The organism is Novosphingobium sp., from assembly GCF_965229225.1.
Taxonomy (GTDB): Bacteria; Pseudomonadota; Alphaproteobacteria; order Sphingomonadales; family Sphingomonadaceae; genus Novosphingobium.
This window is the reverse complement of record NZ_OZ245867.1, coordinates 3,582,630-3,599,042: the sequence shown is the minus strand read 5'-3', so window position 1 is coordinate 3,599,042 and position 16,413 is coordinate 3,582,630. Positions and strand designations below refer to the sequence as shown.

Below are 16,413 nucleotides of genomic sequence, written 5' to 3'. Positions count from 1 at the left end.
ACACACGCGCCCGCTTTGAATTGGTCCGCTCGCCGCAAACACGCGATCATGGCGGCATCAGCACATGAAGGACAACGGGCCATGCGGACTTCGCTTTTGACAACCCTGATGGTGATTGCTTGCGCGGCCGCGCCGGCCAGCGCCGCCGCGCGCGCGCCCTCGGAGCCCAAGGCAGTCGTGCAGGGCTTCCTCGATACTGTCCGCACCGGGCGCGATCCCGATGCCGTCGCGCGCTATTTCGCGCCCCAAGTGCTTGCCCATCAGATCACATCGGAAGGCGAGACCACCGTGGTGCGAACGCCAAAAGACTATGCCGCACATGTGCGCGAATTCCTCGCCACATACGGCCAGTTTTCCTTCGAAGTCGCAGACATGATCGCGCAAGGGGACCGGGTCTTCGTGTGGTGGCGCCAGCATGGCCATCACGTCGGCACGGTGGGCGGCGAACATCCGACAGGCGCTCCGCTGGCCTCGATCGCAGCCGCCATCTACCAAGTCAGCGGGGGGCGGATCACCGAGTACTGGATCCTCGAAGATCGCAAAGGTCTCGATCTCCAGCTCCAGCAGCTCGCCGAGCAGGCTCCTGGCCCGACCCATCCTTGACCCTGGAAACGCGCCATGCCCAGCCTTGATTACGCACACGTCGATGTTTTCGCCGACGCCCCGCTGCGCGGCAACAGCCTGCCCGTGTTCCACGACGCGCCCGATCTGGATGATGCCACCTTGCTCGCGATCACGCAGGAACTCCGCCATTTCGAGGCGATCTTCCTGCAACCAACCGGCGAGGCCAATCTGGTGCGCGCACGCATCTTCGATCTCATCGAGGAGCTGCCTTTCGCCGGCCACCCGCTGATTGGCGCAGCCGCCGTCCTTCAGCACCGCGCGGCTCCCGCCGCCTCAGGCGAGTGGACCTTCGCGCTCGCCGACCGTTGGGTGAAAGTGCGCGTGACTTACGGCGATGCGGGCTACTTCGGCCTGCTCGATCAGGGTGCGCCCCGCTTCCTCGGCACGGTTGCCGACCGCGCCGAGATTGCCGAAGCATTCGGGCTCGCGGCCGATGATCTCGACCACAGCCTCCCCCTCGAAATCGCCAGCACCGGGCTGGACTACATGGTGATCCCGCTCCGTCCGGACCGCATCGGCACCGCCCGGATCGGATCGGACATCACCGTGCTGATGCAGCGCCACGGCGCGCAGTTTGCTGTGCTGCTCGATCCTGCCACGCGCGAAATGCGGCATTGGAACAACGATGGCATCGTCGAGGATGTCGCGACCGGCAGCGCCGCTGGGGTCGTGGGCGCCTATTGCCGCAAGCACGGCATCACGCGCCCGGGCGAATCGCTCGTCCTCGCGCAGGGCCGCTTTGCCGGGCGGCCCAGCCAGCTTGAGGTGACCGCCGAAAGCGAAGGCGAGACCATCACCCGCATCCTTGTCGGCGGCCGCGTCGCCTTCGTCGGGCACGGCACGCTCGATTTGCTCGCATGAACGCGCCGCCGTTCGTCACCGCCGGGCAGCTGCGCGCGGCGCTGGGCTTTGCCGATCTGATCGAGCCGGTGGCCGAAGCCTTCCGCCGTTCGAGCGCCGGCGATGCGCAAAACGGGATGATCATGCTCGTCCCCGGCGAAAGCGCGGCGGCAGGCGATGTCTATGTGAAGACCGGCGTGCTTGCGGGCGAGGCGATGTTCATCGTCAAGGTCGCGCCGTGGTTTGCTGCCAACGCCGCAGCGGGCGCGCCGCAAGGAGGCTTCGTCGCCGCGATCGACAGCGCGAGCGGATACACGCGGGCCATCCTTGCCGACGAGCACTACCTTTCGGATATCCGCACCGCCGCTGCGGGTGCCGTCGCCGCGCGCCTGTTTGCGCCGCCGCGCGTCGAAACAGCCGCCGTGCTCGGCGCCGGTGTGCAGGCCTGGTGGCAGGCCTTGGCCCTCTATCACGAGCGCCCGTTCGAGCGGCTGCTCATCTGGGCGCGCGATGCGGCGAAGGCGGACAGGCTCATCGACCGACTCGCGGCAAAACTGCCCGGCGTGGCATTCCAGCGCGCGCCGTCCGCCGAAGACGCGGTCCGCAGTGCCGATGTGGTGATCACGGCAACGCTCGCGCGCGAGGCGATCCTGCGCGGTGCGTGGCTCCGTCCCGGCCAGCACATCACCGCCGTGGGCGCAGATGATCCGACCAAATGCGAACTCGATGGGCAGGCTATCCAGCGCGCGCGGGTGTTTGTCGATGAACGGGCGACGGCCATGGCCAACGGCGATATTCACGCCGCCGCCCAAACCGATGAAGACCGCGCGAGGCTGATCGACGCTGAAATCGGCGAAGTCCTGGCGAATCCGGCGCTGGGCCGAACGTCCACAGATCAGATCACGCTGGCCAAGCTGGTCGGGATCGGTGCGCAGGATGTCGCCGCGGCAACGGCGGCGATCAGGGCGCTGAAGCTCTAAACCTCGTTCCGGCCTTTACCGCGACTGCGCGCGCCAGCGCTGCACGGTCCGCTCTACCGCCATTTCCTCGCCGCCGGTCTTGCCCCACAGTTCGGAGAACGAGGGGTCTGCCGAAGCCGGGCGCAGATCGTTATGCAGTTCGTCGAACGCCACGCGGATCGGGATGGAAACGCCTTCGCCGCAGATGATGCATTCGCGGTTGCGCAGCGCCGGGATCGAATCGAGAAAGCCGCGCGCGCCTTCGGGCATCGCGGCCTTCACGAAGGCCTGATCGCGCTCGTTGTTGAGGCGCATCGCGATGATCGTGCCGCACTGGCTGAGCACGCCTTCGGCAAGGTCCGAAGGGCGCTGCGTGATGAGGCCCAGCGAAACGCCGTACTTGCGGCCTTCCTTGGCGATGCGCGAAAGGATGCGGCCCACGGACGAGCCATCCGAGTTCTTCTCCGCCGGCACGTAACGGTGCGCTTCCTCGCAGACCAGCAGGATCGGCCGCGTTTCCTCATCGCGCGACCAGATTGCATAATCGAACACGAGGCGCGAAAGCACCGCGACCACGGTCGAGGTGACTTCCGAAGGCACGCCCGAAACGTCGATGATCGAGATCGGCTTGCCGTGCGAGGGCAGGCGGAACACCCGGCTGATGAACTCGGCCATGGTATCGCCCACCAGCATGCCGGAGAACATGAACTGATACCGCGGATCGCCGCGCAGTTCCTCGATCTTCGTCTTGATCCGCTGATAGGGCACCGAAGTATGGCCCTTGTCCAGCTTGCCCATCTCGTTGTTGAGAATGTTGATGAGATCGGAAAGCAGATAGGGAATCGGGGAATCGACCGTGATCTTGCCGATCTGTTCGGCCAGGCGATTGCGGTGGCGCGCCTGCAGCAGGCACTTGCCGAGAATGTCCGAATCGATCTGCCGGTCCGTGCCGGTCGAGGTGAGGAAGACCTCGCAGTGTTCCTCGAAGTTCATCAGCCAGTACGGCATGTTGAGGTTGGTAACGTCGAGCAGCTGGCCGTGGTTGCGGAAGGCCTGCATGTACTCGCCGTGCGGGTCGATCATCACGATATGACCTTCGGGGGCCAGTTCGCAGATGCGGTGCAGGATCAGCGCGGCGCTGGTCGATTTGCCGGTGCCGGTCGAACCGAGCAGCGCGAAATGCTTGCCCAGCAGCGCATCGACATAGAGCCCGGCGCGGATGTCGCGGGTCGGAAACACGGTGCCGATGGTGACGTTGGTGCGCCCGTCCGAAGCGTAGATCTGGCGAAGGTCGGTGCTGGTGGCGGGATAGATCGGCGAACCGGGCACCGGATAGCGCGTCACACCGCGGCGGAAACCATAGATCTTGCCGGTCAGCCGCTCCTCGTCGCCTTCTCCGAGGAAATCGACAGCTGCGATGATCACGCCGTCGTTCCCGGCGGTCATGTCCTGCCGCTGCGTGCGCACGCTGGCCAGCAGCCACCCGGTGCCGACACGGACCTTGAGCTGGCTGCCCACCTGCCCGGCGAGCGAGATCGACGGATCGCCGTCCGCCATGCATTCTTCCAGCCGCGTCAGGTCCAGCGCGATCGAGCTGCCCGCACCCGAAACATCGAGCACATAGCCGATGGGGCGGCGGGCATTGTCGGTGGCCGGGCGCGGCGCACCCCGCGCGTCGCTGCTGACTGCCGGACGCGCACCGTTCGCCGCGAGGTCGGCGGGCGTTGCCCTGCCGGCGCCCTCAAGGCCATTGATGCTCATATCACTCATTGCCACCTGATCCCCGCCTGAGAAGGCTTTGCGTAAGCAAGACCTAACCTTGGACGGTTAAAAACTGGCTAAATACTGAACTGGGCAGGATTGCTGCCAGGCAGCCCCGGGCTGATCCTAAACCAGCGCAAACAGTCGGCCGGCAATCCAGCCCATCGAGATCGAGACGATCACCGCAAACAGGCCGTAGAAGAACCCGTTGCGCTCGGCATTGTAGGCAACCACCCGCTCGAAGCCTTCTTTGCTCACCGTCACGCGCGAGATCGCCGAGGCAACAACCCGGCCGTCGCGCACTGCGAAGGTTTCGGCGGTATAGGTCCCCGTCTGCACGCTGGATGGCAGCGAAATCCGCGCCTGGTAGAGCACCTGCCCGCTGATCTTCACCGCGCCCTCGTTCTCCTGATAGAGCCCTTGCCGCCGCATCAGATCGACAAGGCCTTCGGAAAACCGCTTCTGCTCGGCCGGATCGATCACCCCCACCGGCGAAAGCTGCAACCATTTGAGGCCCATTTCATAGATCGCCGCGGTCTTGCCATCGACCAGCGATGCCACCGGGTGCGAGGACGCAAGCGCATAGAAGCTGGGCGCGGAACGGAACTCGGTGCTGTCGGCATTGACCCAGATGCCCGCAACCTTGCGCTTCTCGCGCACCACGATCGAGCGGGCCGGTCCTTCCAGCAGGACGACGATCTCGTAATCCCCTGCCGCCCGCGCGCCTTCGGGGGTCAGGATCGCACCGAACAGCAGCAGATCGGCCCCGGTAAAGCCCTGGCGCACCTGGATCTCGTGCTGCGAGATCTCCGGCACGAGGATGGGATTTCGCGCACCCGTGCAAAAGGCCAGCACCAGCAGCAATGCGGCAAGGCGCGCAATCACCGCGTCACCCCCGTCATTGGGTCACCACCGTATAGATCTCGTCCGGCCGGTAGCCGAGCCCGACCGCCATGCGGATCGCGACGCCCAGCACGATAATAGCAAGAATCAGGCGCAGATGCTCAGGCTTGGCCTTCTGCGCAAACTGCGCGCCGACTTGCGCGCCCGTCACCGAACCGATCAGCAGCATCACCGCCAGAACGATATCGACCGCGCGCGTCGTCAGCGCGTGCATCATCGTGGTCGCCATGGTCACGAACAGGATCTGGAACAGCGAGGTGCCGACCACCACCGTCACCCCCATGCCGAGGATGTAGAGCATGGCGGGAACGAGGATGAACCCGCCGCCGATGCCCATCAGCATCGTGAGAATGCCCGTGAACATGCCCAGCAGCAGCGGCGCCAGCGGCGAGATGTAGAGCCCCGAGCGATAGAACCGCCAGCGGAGCGGCAGGCTGGCGACGAGCGGATGGTGCCGCCGCTTGCGTGCAGGCAGCGGCTTGCCGCTGCGCTCGGCCCTCAGCGCGCCGAGGCTTTCGTGCGCCATCAGGGAGCCGATCCCGCCGAGCATTACCACATAGAGAATGTTGATCACCGTATCGATCTGGCCGAGCGCTTGCAGCAGACGGAACAGCAGCGCGCCAAGGCCAGTGCCGATCACGCCGCCTGCCACCAGAACGCCGCCCATCTGGTAATCGATCCCGCCGCGCCGCGCATGGGCAAATGCGCCCGAAACACTTGCGCCCGTCACCTGGCTCGCGGCAGAGGCCGCCGCCACGGTGGGCGGCACGCCGTAGAATATGAGGAGCGGCGTTGTCAGGAAACCGCCGCCCACGCCGAACATGCCCGAAAGCAGTCCCGTCAGCGCACCCAGCGCAACGATGACAAGGCCATTGACCGAAAGATTCGCGATGGGGAGGTAGACATCCATCCTGATGGATAGGCTAGCCGTTCCGCCGCCACTTGGAAACGTTGGCGCGGCGGTTTTTCCCGATCAGAATCCCGCCGCCACCGTCAGCGCCGGTCCCGATCCCGGCTCGGCCCGTCCGGCAACGCGAAAGCGCCAGTCCACGCCGACCCTCACGCCGATCCGCCGCGATGGCGGCCCCACCATGGTCCGCAGTTCGATGCGCGGCCCCAGATCGAGCCGCGCCGCCCCGCGCTGGCCGCCGCTCCAGACCCCGCCCCCCGCGCTCAGTTGCGCGCCAGGCAGCGGGTGCATCACCCGGCGCTGAAAGCTTGCGGAAAGGTCGTAGAACGGCGTCGCACCGCGCCCACCGGCCCAGCCGCCCTGCACATAGGCCTCGGCCTCGATCCCCAGAGGCAAGCGCAGCGGCGGCAGTTCGGTCACGGCCATCACGACCGGGCGCGTCCGTGTCTGGCCGCTCTGCGCCTGCAGCCGCCATTCCCCCAGCACGGCAACCGGCAGACGCCGCAGCGGACGGACCATGAGGCCCAGCGCTGCTTCGTTCTGGCGCACCCGGTTGCCGAGCGCGCCCGAAACCCTGAGGTAGGCTTGCGGCCGCAGCGCGCTCACCGGCGCAAAAGCATAGCGCAACACGGCACCGGCCTGGCTACCGCCATATGCCGCAGCCCCGGCTGCCAGCGCCGGCGGCTGATCGCCCGCGCGCACCAGAAGCCAGCCATCCGCCGACCAGCGCCGCTTGCGCGGCTGCCCCTGCGCGCGCCGAGTTTGCTCGGCTTCGCGGTGCGGCGCGGAGGCATAGGCCACGCGCGGCCCGCCGAAGTTCTCCCCGCCCGTCTCCGGCACACGATAGGCGGCGGCCAGTTCAACCGCCGCCATATCCGCCCCGGAGCGCGGCAAGAGCCCGGCGTGCGGGTTCTCCACTGGCCTGCCGAAATCGGCAGCGCTCGTGTGCAGATAGCGCCGCCCCCCGGCAGCACCGGTGCGACGAGGCATGTTCGGCACGGCCAGCGCGGCAAGGCCGGCGTTGTGTCGGCCCGGTCCAGCCGGAGCGCCGGGCTGCGGCGCAAGTGTGGGCGGGCGCGACGGCGTTGCAAGGCGGGCGAGCTGCGGTTTGTCTGCCGCGGGAACGCCCTCCAGCGCGATGAAGGTCATCCGTATGGAGATCCAGACCGCAAGGATCAGCGCAAGCGCGATGACCGGCTGGCCGCGCGAAACCCTGCTCCCATGCTCCACCATGCTGCCGCGCGGCGTCATCCCGGCGCCGAATTCAGCGAACCGGGGCGAGCGCGGGATGGCTCAGGTGAACGGTATGGTCCCACTTGACCCGGCCGCTGTGAAGCGAAGCGAGATAGGCCGCCAGGGCGCGCCGACCGGCCATGATCGCGATCACATTGGCCAGCGGCATCCGCAGCACGGCCATGATCCCCTCGCCCAGCGAATATTCGTGCGCCGTGAACACCGCACGCAGCAGGCAGCGCCAGGCAAGGCCGGCAAAGTTGGCGATCAACAGCACCTCCAGCAGCGGATCGATCGGATGCGGCTGATAGACCCCCAGCTGCGAGGCAATGAACAACACAGGCGAAATGATCAGCAGCATGTAGGCCGCCGCCAGCACGATAGCGGTCAGCGGTGCGCGGCGATCGCGCAGCCGCATCCACAGTTCGAGCGGGCGCCCATCCCACCCCAGCCGGTCCCAGCCTTGGAACGCAATGCCATGCATCCACCGCGTCTTCTGCCGCACGGAGGGGCCAAGGCCGGCGGGAAAGAACTCGCGCGTCGCCACCAGTTGCCCTTCGTCATCGCGCATGCGCACAAACTTCGCCGCCCCGCCAATCTCGCCGACTAGCAGGCCGCACTCATAATCCTCGGTCAGGCATTCGGCGGCGAACGGCGCCTCCGTCCCGCGCCGGGCCGCGATGGCTTCGACCGAGGCGCGGCTGAAGGCGCAGCCCACGCCCGCCGAAGGCAGGCCAACGCCGAGCCAATCGCGCACCACCATGGCCTTGCCGTGGGATTCGGCGAACTCGTCGCAATAGTGGCCGGCGATCCAGCGCGATCCCGCTTGCGGCTCGGGCCGAACCGGCAGCTGCACGAAGTCGGCATCGTCGAGCCCGCGATCGAGCAGCGCGAGGGCGGCGGGATGAACCATGTCCTCCGCATCGTGCAGGATCACGCTGCGCGCGCGGAAGCCGCCGCGCGCTTCGTCCTCGATCAGCGCAGCATAGAGCCGGTTGAGGCAATCCGCCTTGGTCGTCGGCCCCGCACAATCATGCACCACAATACGCAGCCGCGAATCGCCCGCTGCCGCTACCATCGCCATCAGCGTCGCGGGATCGTTGCGATAGCATCCGGCGTAGATGCGCAGGTCCTTCTGCGGCCAGACCCTTAGCGTATGCGTCAGCATCGCGCCGACCACAGCTGCTTCGTGCCAAGCCGGAACCAGCACCGCGGCAACCCCGCGCAAGGGGGCGTCGCAGTCCACCGGCGCCTTGCCAGTGTGGACCCTGCCGGTCAGCCGCAGCCAGAGCCACAGGAGGTCGATTCCGAGTTCATCGATGGTGCCCACCGCGAACCAGATCGCAGCGAAGAGAAGAAGTTCATGCTCGGCACGGCCAAGCCACTCCAATGCCGTGTAAAACGGCGTCATTATCTTGCCCTCGCGCCGAAAGTGGCACTATTCCCTAGGTTCAAATTACGCCCGAATACCTAACGTGGCAACGACACCAGACCTAAGGATTGGTTCGAGAATGGCGAGAAACCTTGGTTCTGGCGGGCTTCGCAGCAAGCTGGCAGCGAGCGAGGCGGCACCGGGCCTGGTGCTCATGGCCTGCGCTGCGGTGGCGCTTGTTCTGGCCAATTCGCCGCTCGCCCATGCGTGGCACGATCTCTTCCTCCACCCGCTTCCGTGGAGGCCGGTGGCCCAACTCGAGAACCTCCACACGTGGATCAATGATGGCCTCATGGCCGTGTTTTTCCTTGTCGTTGGGCTTGAAATCAAACGGGAATTCGTGATGGGCGCGCTGGCTGACAGTGCCCGCCGCCGCCTGCCCGTGATCGCGGCCTTCGCCGGCATGGCGGTTCCGGCCCTGGTCTATGTCGGCGTGACGGGCGGCCACCCGGACCTCCGCAACGGCTGGGCCATTCCCGCTGCCACCGACATCGCCTTCGCGCTCGGCGTGCTCGCCTTGCTGGGCAGCCGCGTCCCGCCCTCGGTGCGGCTTTTCCTGCTCACGGTTGCCGTGGTCGATGACATCGGTGCCATCGCGGTTATCGCGGTGTTCTACACGGCCTCGCTTGAACCGGGCTGGCTGATGCTGGGAATCGCGCTTTTCGCGGCAATGGTGGCGATGAACCGATTCGGTGTGCGCGCGCTGCCGCCCTATCTGGTCCTGGCGGGGGCGCTGTGGTTCGCGGTGCTGAATTCGGGCATCCACGCGACGGTGGCGGGCGTGCTGGCCGCCTTCACCATCCCGGTCGCGCTCGATTCCCATGGGAACAGCCCGCTGCTGCGGCTGGAGCGCGCGCTGGTGGGCGTGAGCGGCTTCCTGATCGTCCCGCTGTTCGGCCTTGCCAATGCCGGTGTGGCGCTGGGTGCGGGGGATCCGCTCGCGCCCCTCCCGCTGGGGATCGCGCTGGGCCTGATCGCGGGCAAGCAGGCCGGAGTCATGCTCGCGGTGCTTGGCTGCGAGCGGCTCGGCATCGCCGCCCGGCCCGTCGGCGCATCATTCCTGCACCTCTGGGGCATGGCGCTGCTCTGCGGCATCGGCTTCACGATGAGCCTGTTCATCGGCGCGCTCGCCTTCACCGCTGCGCCGCAGCTGATCGAGGATGCCAAGCTCGGCGTGCTGTGCGGCTCGCTCATTTCGGCGCTGGCGGGGGCGGCAGTGCTGCGCATGGCCCCGCGCGTGGCGGCAGACTGATCGAAAACCGCGATCACCCTGACCCGGATTCCGGGTGAAACATCTTGGCCAGACGAGTGTAGTAGGGACCACAACGCAGACTCGCACCGAAAGGACGAACGTGATGCCCGGCGATAACGCTTCCAAGGCCCTGATCGATACTCTTAACGGCCTCCTTGCTGATTACTTCGCGCTCTATCTCAAGACCAAGAACTACCACTGGCATGTGAAAGGCCCGCAGTTCCACGATCTGCACCTCCTGTTCGATGCGCAGGCCACCGAACTCTTTGCGCTGACCGACGTGATCGCAGAGCGCGTGCGCAAGAACGGCGGGGATACGCTCACCTCGATCGGCGCCATCGCCGGCCGCACCGCAATTGCCGATGACGACCGCAGCGGCGTCGATGCCATGGCCATGGTCGCCGCGCTGCGCGACGACAACGCGGCGCTGGTCGAGCGCATCCGCGCCGCCAAGGCCGCCGCGACCGAAGCGGGTGACAACGCCACCGAAGGCATGGCCGATGATTGGACCGATCAGGCCCAGCAGCGGGTGTGGTTCCTCAGCTCGATCCTCGGCTGACAGGGCGGCGATTCCGGTGTTTTCCCGCCTGCCGCCCCCGCTGCACCGGGCGCTCCTGCGGATCGGCCAGCCGATTCGCCTGCGCTTGTGGGGCCTGATGCGGCGGGAAATGCGCGGGTGCGGCGTGCTTGCCTTCGATGGCAATGGGCGGCTGCTCATGGTGCGCCACAGCTACCACCAGCAGGATCGCTGGCTGCTGCCCGGCGGCGGGCTCGCGCGCGGGGAAGATCCGGTGGCTGCGGGCACGCGCGAACTGCTGGAGGAAGCGGGCTGCCAGCTGGTGGATGGCGTGTGGATCGGCACCGATCTGCGCCGGATGCCCGGCGGCTGGCTCAACCGGATCGAGCTCATCTCGGGCCTGAGTGAAGGCACGCCCTTTGCCGATGGGCGCGAAATTGCCGAAGCGGGCTGGTTTGCGCTGGATGCCCTGCCGCCCAGCACCGGCGAAATTGTCCACACCGCACTCGGCATCTGGCGGCAATGGCAGGCCTCAGAACGGTAGGCTGCCCTGCCCGGCTTCGTCCGCGCCCGCCGGAACCGGCGTGCTGCCCTCGCCTTCCAGCGCCGATAGCGTCAGCCCCATCAGCCGCACCGGCTGGTCCAATGGCAGCAGCGCATCGAGCAAGGCGCGCGCCGCCTCGGCAAATGTCTGCTCGTCCGCCACCGGCCCCGGCAGCGATCTGGCGCGGGTGATCGTGCGAAACCCCGTGTCCTTGAGCTTGAGCGTCACCGTCCGCCCCTTGGCCCCGCTGCGCTCGATCCGCTCCCACACGATGCCGATGATCCGCTCCAGCGCCTCGCGCAGCGCGGGGCCGCTGCCGATATCGCGCTCGAACGTCCGCTCGCCGCCCACTGATTTGCGCGGCCGGTCAGCGCGCACCCGGCGCAAATCGATCCCCCGCGCGGCGCGGTAGAGATAATCGGCCTGGCTCCCGAAATGCTGGCGCAGGAACGCGAGATCGTGCCGCGCGAGATCGGCGCCAGACTCGATTCCCAGCGCTGTCATCTTCTCAGCGCCGCGCGGCCCCACCCCGTGGAAGCGCTTGACCGGCAGCGTGGCGACAAACGCCGCGCCCTCGCCCGGCCGGATCACGCACAGGCCATCGGGCTTGTTCTGATCGCTGGCTATCTTGGCGAGGAACTTGTTGTACGAAACCCCCGCGCTCGCCGTCAGCCCGGTGTCGGCGCGTATCCGCGCCCGGATCAGCTCGGCAATCCGCGTGGCAGACCCGATCCCTCGCAGATCGTCGGTCACGTCGAGATAGGCTTCGTCCAGCGAAAGAGGCTCAACATGCGGCGTGAAGTGCAGGAAAATGGTGCGGATCTGCCGCGAGACAGCCTTGTAGACCTCGAATCGCGGTGGGCAGAAAATGAGGTCTGGGCAGAGCCGCGCCGCCCGCACCGATGGCATGGCCGATCGCACCCCGAACACCCGCGCCTCATAACTCGCCGCCGCCACGACCCCGCGCGCAGACGAGCCGCCGACCGCCACCGGCTTGCCGCGAAGCGCCGGATTGTCGCGCTGCTCCACGCTCGCGAAAAAGGCATCCATATCGATATGGATCACCTTGCGCAGACCGGTGGCGGTTTCTTCGTCATCCGGATCGGTGGGCGGCAGCGCGGACATGGCAGGCACCCTACCCCTTTTCGCAGTGCAGCATAAAGCGCTGGGAACAATTCCCCGACCTGCCTATAGGCTCCCGGCATGACCATGTTCTCGTCCGCACCAACCCGCCCGCCCGGCTCTGCCCGCATGGGCCCGCGCGAGTTCGTGGTGCTGATGGCGATGTCGATGGCACTCCAGGCCCTGGCAATCGACGCCATGTTGCCCGCGCTGGCCGGCATCGCGCAGGAACTTTCGATCAGCGATCCCAACCAGCGCCAGCTGATTGTCGGCGTGTTCCTGATCGCCAGCGGGCTTGGCGCGCTGCTCCCCGGCTCGCTGGCGGATCGCTATGGCCGGCGTCCGGTGCTGCTGGGCAGCCTGGTCCTCTACATCGCGCTTTCCATCGGCTGCGCGCTTGTCACCGATTTCAACACCCTGCTCGTGCTCCGCGCCGCACAGGCGCTCGGCAGCGCCGGGCTCTCGGTCCTCCCCAGCGCGATCATCCGCGATCGCCATGGCGGCGATGCCATGGCGCGGCAGATGTCGACGATCACCGTGATTTTCATGATGGTTCCGATGGTCGCACCCAGCATCGGCCTTGCCGTGCTGCTGGTGGCAGGCTGGCGCTGGATCTTCGCGCTCCTCGCCGTCATGGGGCTGATCGTCGGCCTGTGGGTCTGGACCCGGCTCGAAGAAACGCTCGATCCCGCCAACCGCCAGCCGATCCAGCTCGCGTCGATCGCGACCAACATGGTCACCGCCGCCTCGGATCGCGCCTCGTTCGGCTATGTCATTGGCGGTGGTCTCATCCTCAGCGCGCTGTTCGGCTATGTGAACTGCGCGCAGCAGCTGGTCGGCGAACACTTCGGCGCGGGCGCATGGTTTCCGCTGATATTCGGTGCAACCGCGCTGTGCATGGCCTTCGCCAGCTTCTTCAACTCGCGCATCGTCGAACGTTTCGGCGCGCGGCGGGTGTCGCACGCGGCGGTGCTGATCTCGATCGCACTCAGTGTGCTTCAGGTCTGGCTGGCCAGCCGCGAGCACGAGGAACTCATCGAGTTCATGCCGGTGATCGCGCTCAACATCTGCATGGTCGGCTTTATCGGCGCGAATTTCAGCTCGATCGCGCTGCAACCCTTTGCCCACATGGCGGGTGCCGCCAGCTCGGTTCAGGCGTTCCTGCGCATGGTCATCGGCTCAGGTCTCGGCATGGTGATCGGCCTTGCCTACGATGGCACCGCCCGCCCGCTCGCGCTCGCCTTCCTCGGCTGCGGTCTCACCGCGCTGGTGCTGGTGCTGTGGAGCGAGCAGGGCCACCTGTTCCGCCGGATCAACCCGCGCGGCACGCTGCGCGAAGTGCCGCTACCCGATACCCACTGCTGAGGCGGGACCGAGCAGCCCGGCATAAAGCCGCAGCGCCTGCGCGGCAGGCTCGGGCCGGCCGAAGTGATAGCCTTGCATCAGATGAATGCCGAGCGCCCGCGCGGCATTGGCCTGCGCCTCGCTTTCGACGCCTTCGATCGAGCAGCCGATGCCCAGCTGCCACGCCAGCGCCACGATCATGCCTGTCACCGCCCGCGCCCCCGGATCGCTCGAAAGCGCCCCGACCAGCGCGCGGTCGAGCTTGATCCGGTCGAGCGGCAGGTCACGCAATTGCGACAGGCTCGACCAGCCCGCGCCGAAATCATCAAGCGCGATGCGGAAGCCCTTCTCGCGCAAAGCCACCAGCTGCACCGCCGCGCGCTTCGGATCGATCTGCAGCGCCCGTTCGGTTACCTCGAGCATCACCGACGAAGGATTTGCACCCGCGTCGGCAACGATCTGCGCAATCGTCTCGGCCAGCCCCTCGCGCACCACGTCGCGCGCGGCGAGGTTGATCGAGACTTCGAGGCCGGTTTCCCAGGGGCGGCATTCCGAAAGCGTGCGCGCCAGCACCAGCCGGGTCAGCTCGCCCGTACGGCCCGTCGCATCGGCAATCGCGAGGAATTCGCCCGGCGCCTGCCACTCGATCCCGTCGGGCGACCAGCGCGCCAGCGCCTCCATGCCCACCACGCGCCCATCGCGGCAATCGAAGATCGGCTGATACAAGAGCCGCAACCGGTCCCCAAGCGCGCAATCGTTGAACTGGCGCATCACGGCAATGCGCCGATGGAGTGCCACTTCGTCTTCCGGCCCGAACGCGACGATGGCACCGTCGCCCAGCTCCTTTGCCTTGTAGAGCGCTGCGTCGGCGCGTTCGAGGCAAGTCGAGGCCGTATCGCCGTCGGCCCGGTAGAGGCCGATCGAACCATAAAGCCGCAGCGTCGCGCCATTGAACGAGATCGGCTCGCGGATCGCAAAGGAAAGCGCGCGCGCCGCCGCCGTCACCGCATCGGCATCGCAGGCACCGTCGAACAGGATGGCGAATTCGTCACCGCCCAGCCGGCCATGCGCGGTCACGCCTTCGATCTGGCCGATGCGCTGGTTCACTGTACGCAGCACGTGATCGCCGGCGGCGTGGCCGAAGGTATCGTTCACATGCTTGAACCCGTCGAGATCGAACAGCGCCAGCCACGGCCGGATCGCATGCGGCGGCTCGGCGAGATGCTCCTCAAGGCAGGCGAGGATGGCGCGGCGATTGCGCCCACCGGTCAGGTGATCGACCGTCGCCTGCCGGTAATGCGCGCTCGCCAGTTCGGCGGTCTGCCGCTCGCGCCGCACCAGCAACTGGCGCGAAAGCTCCAGCCGCACGAAATCGCGGTGCTGGATCTGGGTCATCGCCAGCAGGATCGCGGTAATGAACACCTGGGCCAGCGCGATCGCCGGGGCGTTGGGATGGCCGGTTGCCAGCAGGAACAAGCTCCATGGCAGCGTGAACGCCATGCCGAGCCGCAGCGCCGTCTGGGGCGAATTGGCCATGCCGAGCACGGCGGAGAACATCGTTACCGCAATGACGAAATGGAGCAGTTCACGCTGGCCCGAATCACCATAGGGATAGAGCCCCAGCGACCATGCCACGAAGACCAGCGCCGCCCAGCCGCCCAGCCGCTGCATGCCCTGCAGATCGGCGCGCAGCTGTTCGACCGGCCGGGTCGCGACCTTGTTCGGCAGCCAGTGCGAGGCACGCTGCACGGCAACGATGCTCATGACAGGCCCCGCCAACACCAGACCCAGCGGCGCAGAGCCATGAAAGCAGGCCGCCACGAGTAGCGTGTTGAAGATCACCACCAGATAAAGCAGCGGCGCGCGATGGGACACGCTCAGCGCGTAGGCTTCGGTAAACGCATCGCCCGGTCGCTGCTGCCAGTGGCGCCCATAGCAACGCAGGCTGCGGACAAAACCGCGCAGCCTGCGCCGAGCGCGCTGATGCACACCGGATGAGGGACTGCCACTTGCCATCGCGGCGGTTTACGGCGGTGAGAGTTAACGCCTTCTCAAGGTCCGGGGCGAATTATCGATGGAACTGGAGAACTTTAACACCCGCAATGGAGGAATGTCGCTCCGAAGCGGGCTTTACCTCGGACCCTCGGTCAGCGCCGCGACCAGCGCCTTGACCTTCTTCTGCCGCCACTGCGGCAGCGGGGCCACCAGCCAGTAGGAACGGCGGCAGCAGACCGGCTCGCCCAGCGGCACGACCCTGCCCGCAGCGATCGCGCTTTCGGCCAGCATGAGCGGCACTCGTGCCTTGCCGAGCCCGGCGGCTGCCGCGCTGATCGCCGTGCCTCCGTCGCCCACCGAAAACTGCGTTTCGCGCGCCGCGCCATCAGGATTCGGGCCCTCGGGCGCGGGATCGCCCGGCCAGGCAATCCACGGCGCATCTTCACCGGCTCCCGGCCCAGTTCCCGGGGCCGCCACGATCTGCATCAGCGGCTCGCCCAGTGCGATGCCTTCGAGATCGCCTGGCCCTTCCGCCCAGCGCACCGCAAGGTTCAGATTTGCCTCGGTAAAATCGAGATCGCCATCGCTGCCGACGAGCGCGAATCGCAAGCCCGGATTGGCGAGGCGGAATGCAGCGAGGCGCGGGCTAAGCCACGCGGCAAAGAAATCGCGCGGGCAGGCCACCGTATAGACATGGCTCGATTGCCCGGCCTGCATCGCCTGCACGCCTTCCTCGAAGCGCAGGAACCCCTCACGGATCGCATCGAGCCCGGCCGCCGCCTCGTCTGTCAGCACCAGCCCCTTGGTGGTGCGGCGAAACAGCACGACACCGAGCAGGTCTTCCAGCGCGCGGATCTGCTGGCCGACCGCGGCCGGGGTCACCGCCAGTTCGTCCGCCGCGCGGGTGAAGGAAAGGTGCCGCGCCGCCGCGTCGAGCACGCGCAGGCCGTTCAGCGGCAGATGGGTCCGCTTCATGC

At 67.1% G+C, this 16,413-nt stretch carries 15 protein-coding genes; 7 read left to right on the top strand and 8 right to left on the bottom strand.

The window, feature by feature from the left end:
* Positions 1-81 precede the first annotated feature (81 nt).
* The 3 genes from ACO06X_RS16965 to ACO06X_RS16955 are packed head-to-tail and all read left to right on the top strand — an operon-like array spanning position 82 to position 2,444.
* Positions 82-603: an ester cyclase gene (locus tag ACO06X_RS16965; RefSeq protein ID WP_421837375.1), complete on the top strand. Its 522-nt coding sequence runs from the start codon at positions 82-84 to the stop codon at positions 601-603.
* Between the two features lie 15 nt (positions 604-618).
* Positions 619-1,485, top strand: a complete 867-nt coding sequence (locus tag ACO06X_RS16960; protein ID WP_421837374.1) for a PhzF family phenazine biosynthesis protein — start codon at positions 619-621, stop codon at positions 1,483-1,485.
* Positions 1,482-2,444, top strand: a complete 963-nt coding sequence (locus ACO06X_RS16955) for an ornithine cyclodeaminase family protein (RefSeq protein WP_421837373.1) — start codon at positions 1,482-1,484, stop codon at positions 2,442-2,444. Before ACO06X_RS16960 ends, ACO06X_RS16955 begins: the two co-directional genes overlap by 4 nt.
* Positions 2,445-2,459: 15 nt before the next feature.
* Here ACO06X_RS16955 and ACO06X_RS16950 read toward each other — a convergent pair whose 3' ends face one another.
* From ACO06X_RS16950 to ACO06X_RS16930, 5 genes are all read right to left on the bottom strand, one after another.
* Complete coding sequence (locus ACO06X_RS16950; RefSeq protein WP_421837372.1) at positions 2,460-4,193, bottom strand: ATP-binding protein; 1,734 nt, start codon at positions 4,191-4,193, stop codon at positions 2,460-2,462.
* A gap of 117 nt (positions 4,194-4,310) precedes the next feature.
* Positions 4,311-5,066, bottom strand: coding sequence for a TIGR02186 family protein (locus tag ACO06X_RS16945; protein ID WP_421839938.1), 756 nt, complete (start codon positions 5,064-5,066; stop codon positions 4,311-4,313).
* A 16-nt stretch (positions 5,067-5,082) separates the two neighbouring features.
* Positions 5,083-5,997, bottom strand: coding sequence for a sulfite exporter TauE/SafE family protein (locus tag ACO06X_RS16940; protein WP_421837371.1), 915 nt, complete (start codon positions 5,995-5,997; stop codon positions 5,083-5,085).
* Positions 5,998-6,060: 63 nt separating this feature from the next.
* Positions 6,061-7,248: a hypothetical protein gene (locus tag ACO06X_RS16935; protein WP_421837370.1), complete on the bottom strand. Its 1,188-nt coding sequence runs from the start codon at positions 7,246-7,248 to the stop codon at positions 6,061-6,063.
* 13 nt (positions 7,249-7,261) lie between these two features.
* Positions 7,262-8,641: a glycosyl transferase family protein gene (locus ACO06X_RS16930; protein WP_421837369.1), complete on the bottom strand. Its 1,380-nt coding sequence runs from the start codon at positions 8,639-8,641 to the stop codon at positions 7,262-7,264.
* A gap of 100 nt (positions 8,642-8,741) precedes the next feature.
* On the opposite strand from ACO06X_RS16930, the gene nhaA reads away from it, so the two are divergent.
* From nhaA to ACO06X_RS16915, 3 genes are all read left to right on the top strand, one after another.
* On the top strand, positions 8,742-9,914 hold the full coding sequence (nhaA, locus tag ACO06X_RS16925) for a Na+/H+ antiporter NhaA (protein ID WP_421837368.1): 1,173 nt from the start codon (positions 8,742-8,744) through the stop codon (positions 9,912-9,914).
* 103 nt (positions 9,915-10,017) lie between these two features.
* Positions 10,018-10,473 (top strand): Dps family protein, encoded by a 456-nt coding sequence (locus ACO06X_RS16920; protein WP_298168561.1) that lies wholly within the window; start codon positions 10,018-10,020, stop codon positions 10,471-10,473.
* 16 nt (positions 10,474-10,489) lie between these two features.
* Complete coding sequence (locus tag ACO06X_RS16915) at positions 10,490-10,975, top strand: NUDIX domain-containing protein (protein ID WP_421837367.1); 486 nt, start codon at positions 10,490-10,492, stop codon at positions 10,973-10,975.
* Here the strand turns inward: ACO06X_RS16915 and dinB are convergent.
* The gene (dinB, locus tag ACO06X_RS16910; RefSeq protein ID WP_421837366.1) at positions 10,964-12,100 is read right to left on the bottom strand and encodes a DNA polymerase IV; all 1,137 of its coding nucleotides are present in this window, start codon (positions 12,098-12,100) and stop codon (positions 10,964-10,966) included. The genes ACO06X_RS16915 and dinB overlap by 12 nt on opposite strands.
* 78 nt (positions 12,101-12,178) lie before the next feature.
* On the opposite strand from dinB, the gene ACO06X_RS16905 reads away from it, so the two are divergent.
* Positions 12,179-13,462, top strand: a complete 1,284-nt coding sequence (locus ACO06X_RS16905) for a multidrug effflux MFS transporter (RefSeq protein ID WP_421837365.1) — start codon at positions 12,179-12,181, stop codon at positions 13,460-13,462.
* Here ACO06X_RS16905 and ACO06X_RS16900 read toward each other — a convergent pair.
* Positions 13,442-15,457, bottom strand: coding sequence for a putative bifunctional diguanylate cyclase/phosphodiesterase (locus ACO06X_RS16900; protein WP_421837364.1), 2,016 nt, complete (start codon positions 15,455-15,457; stop codon positions 13,442-13,444). The genes ACO06X_RS16905 and ACO06X_RS16900 overlap by 21 nt on opposite strands.
* A gap of 114 nt (positions 15,458-15,571) precedes the next feature.
* Positions 15,572-16,411, bottom strand: a complete 840-nt coding sequence (locus ACO06X_RS16895) for a LysR family transcriptional regulator (RefSeq protein ID WP_421837363.1) — start codon at positions 16,409-16,411, stop codon at positions 15,572-15,574.
* Positions 16,412-16,413: the final 2 nt, after the last annotated feature.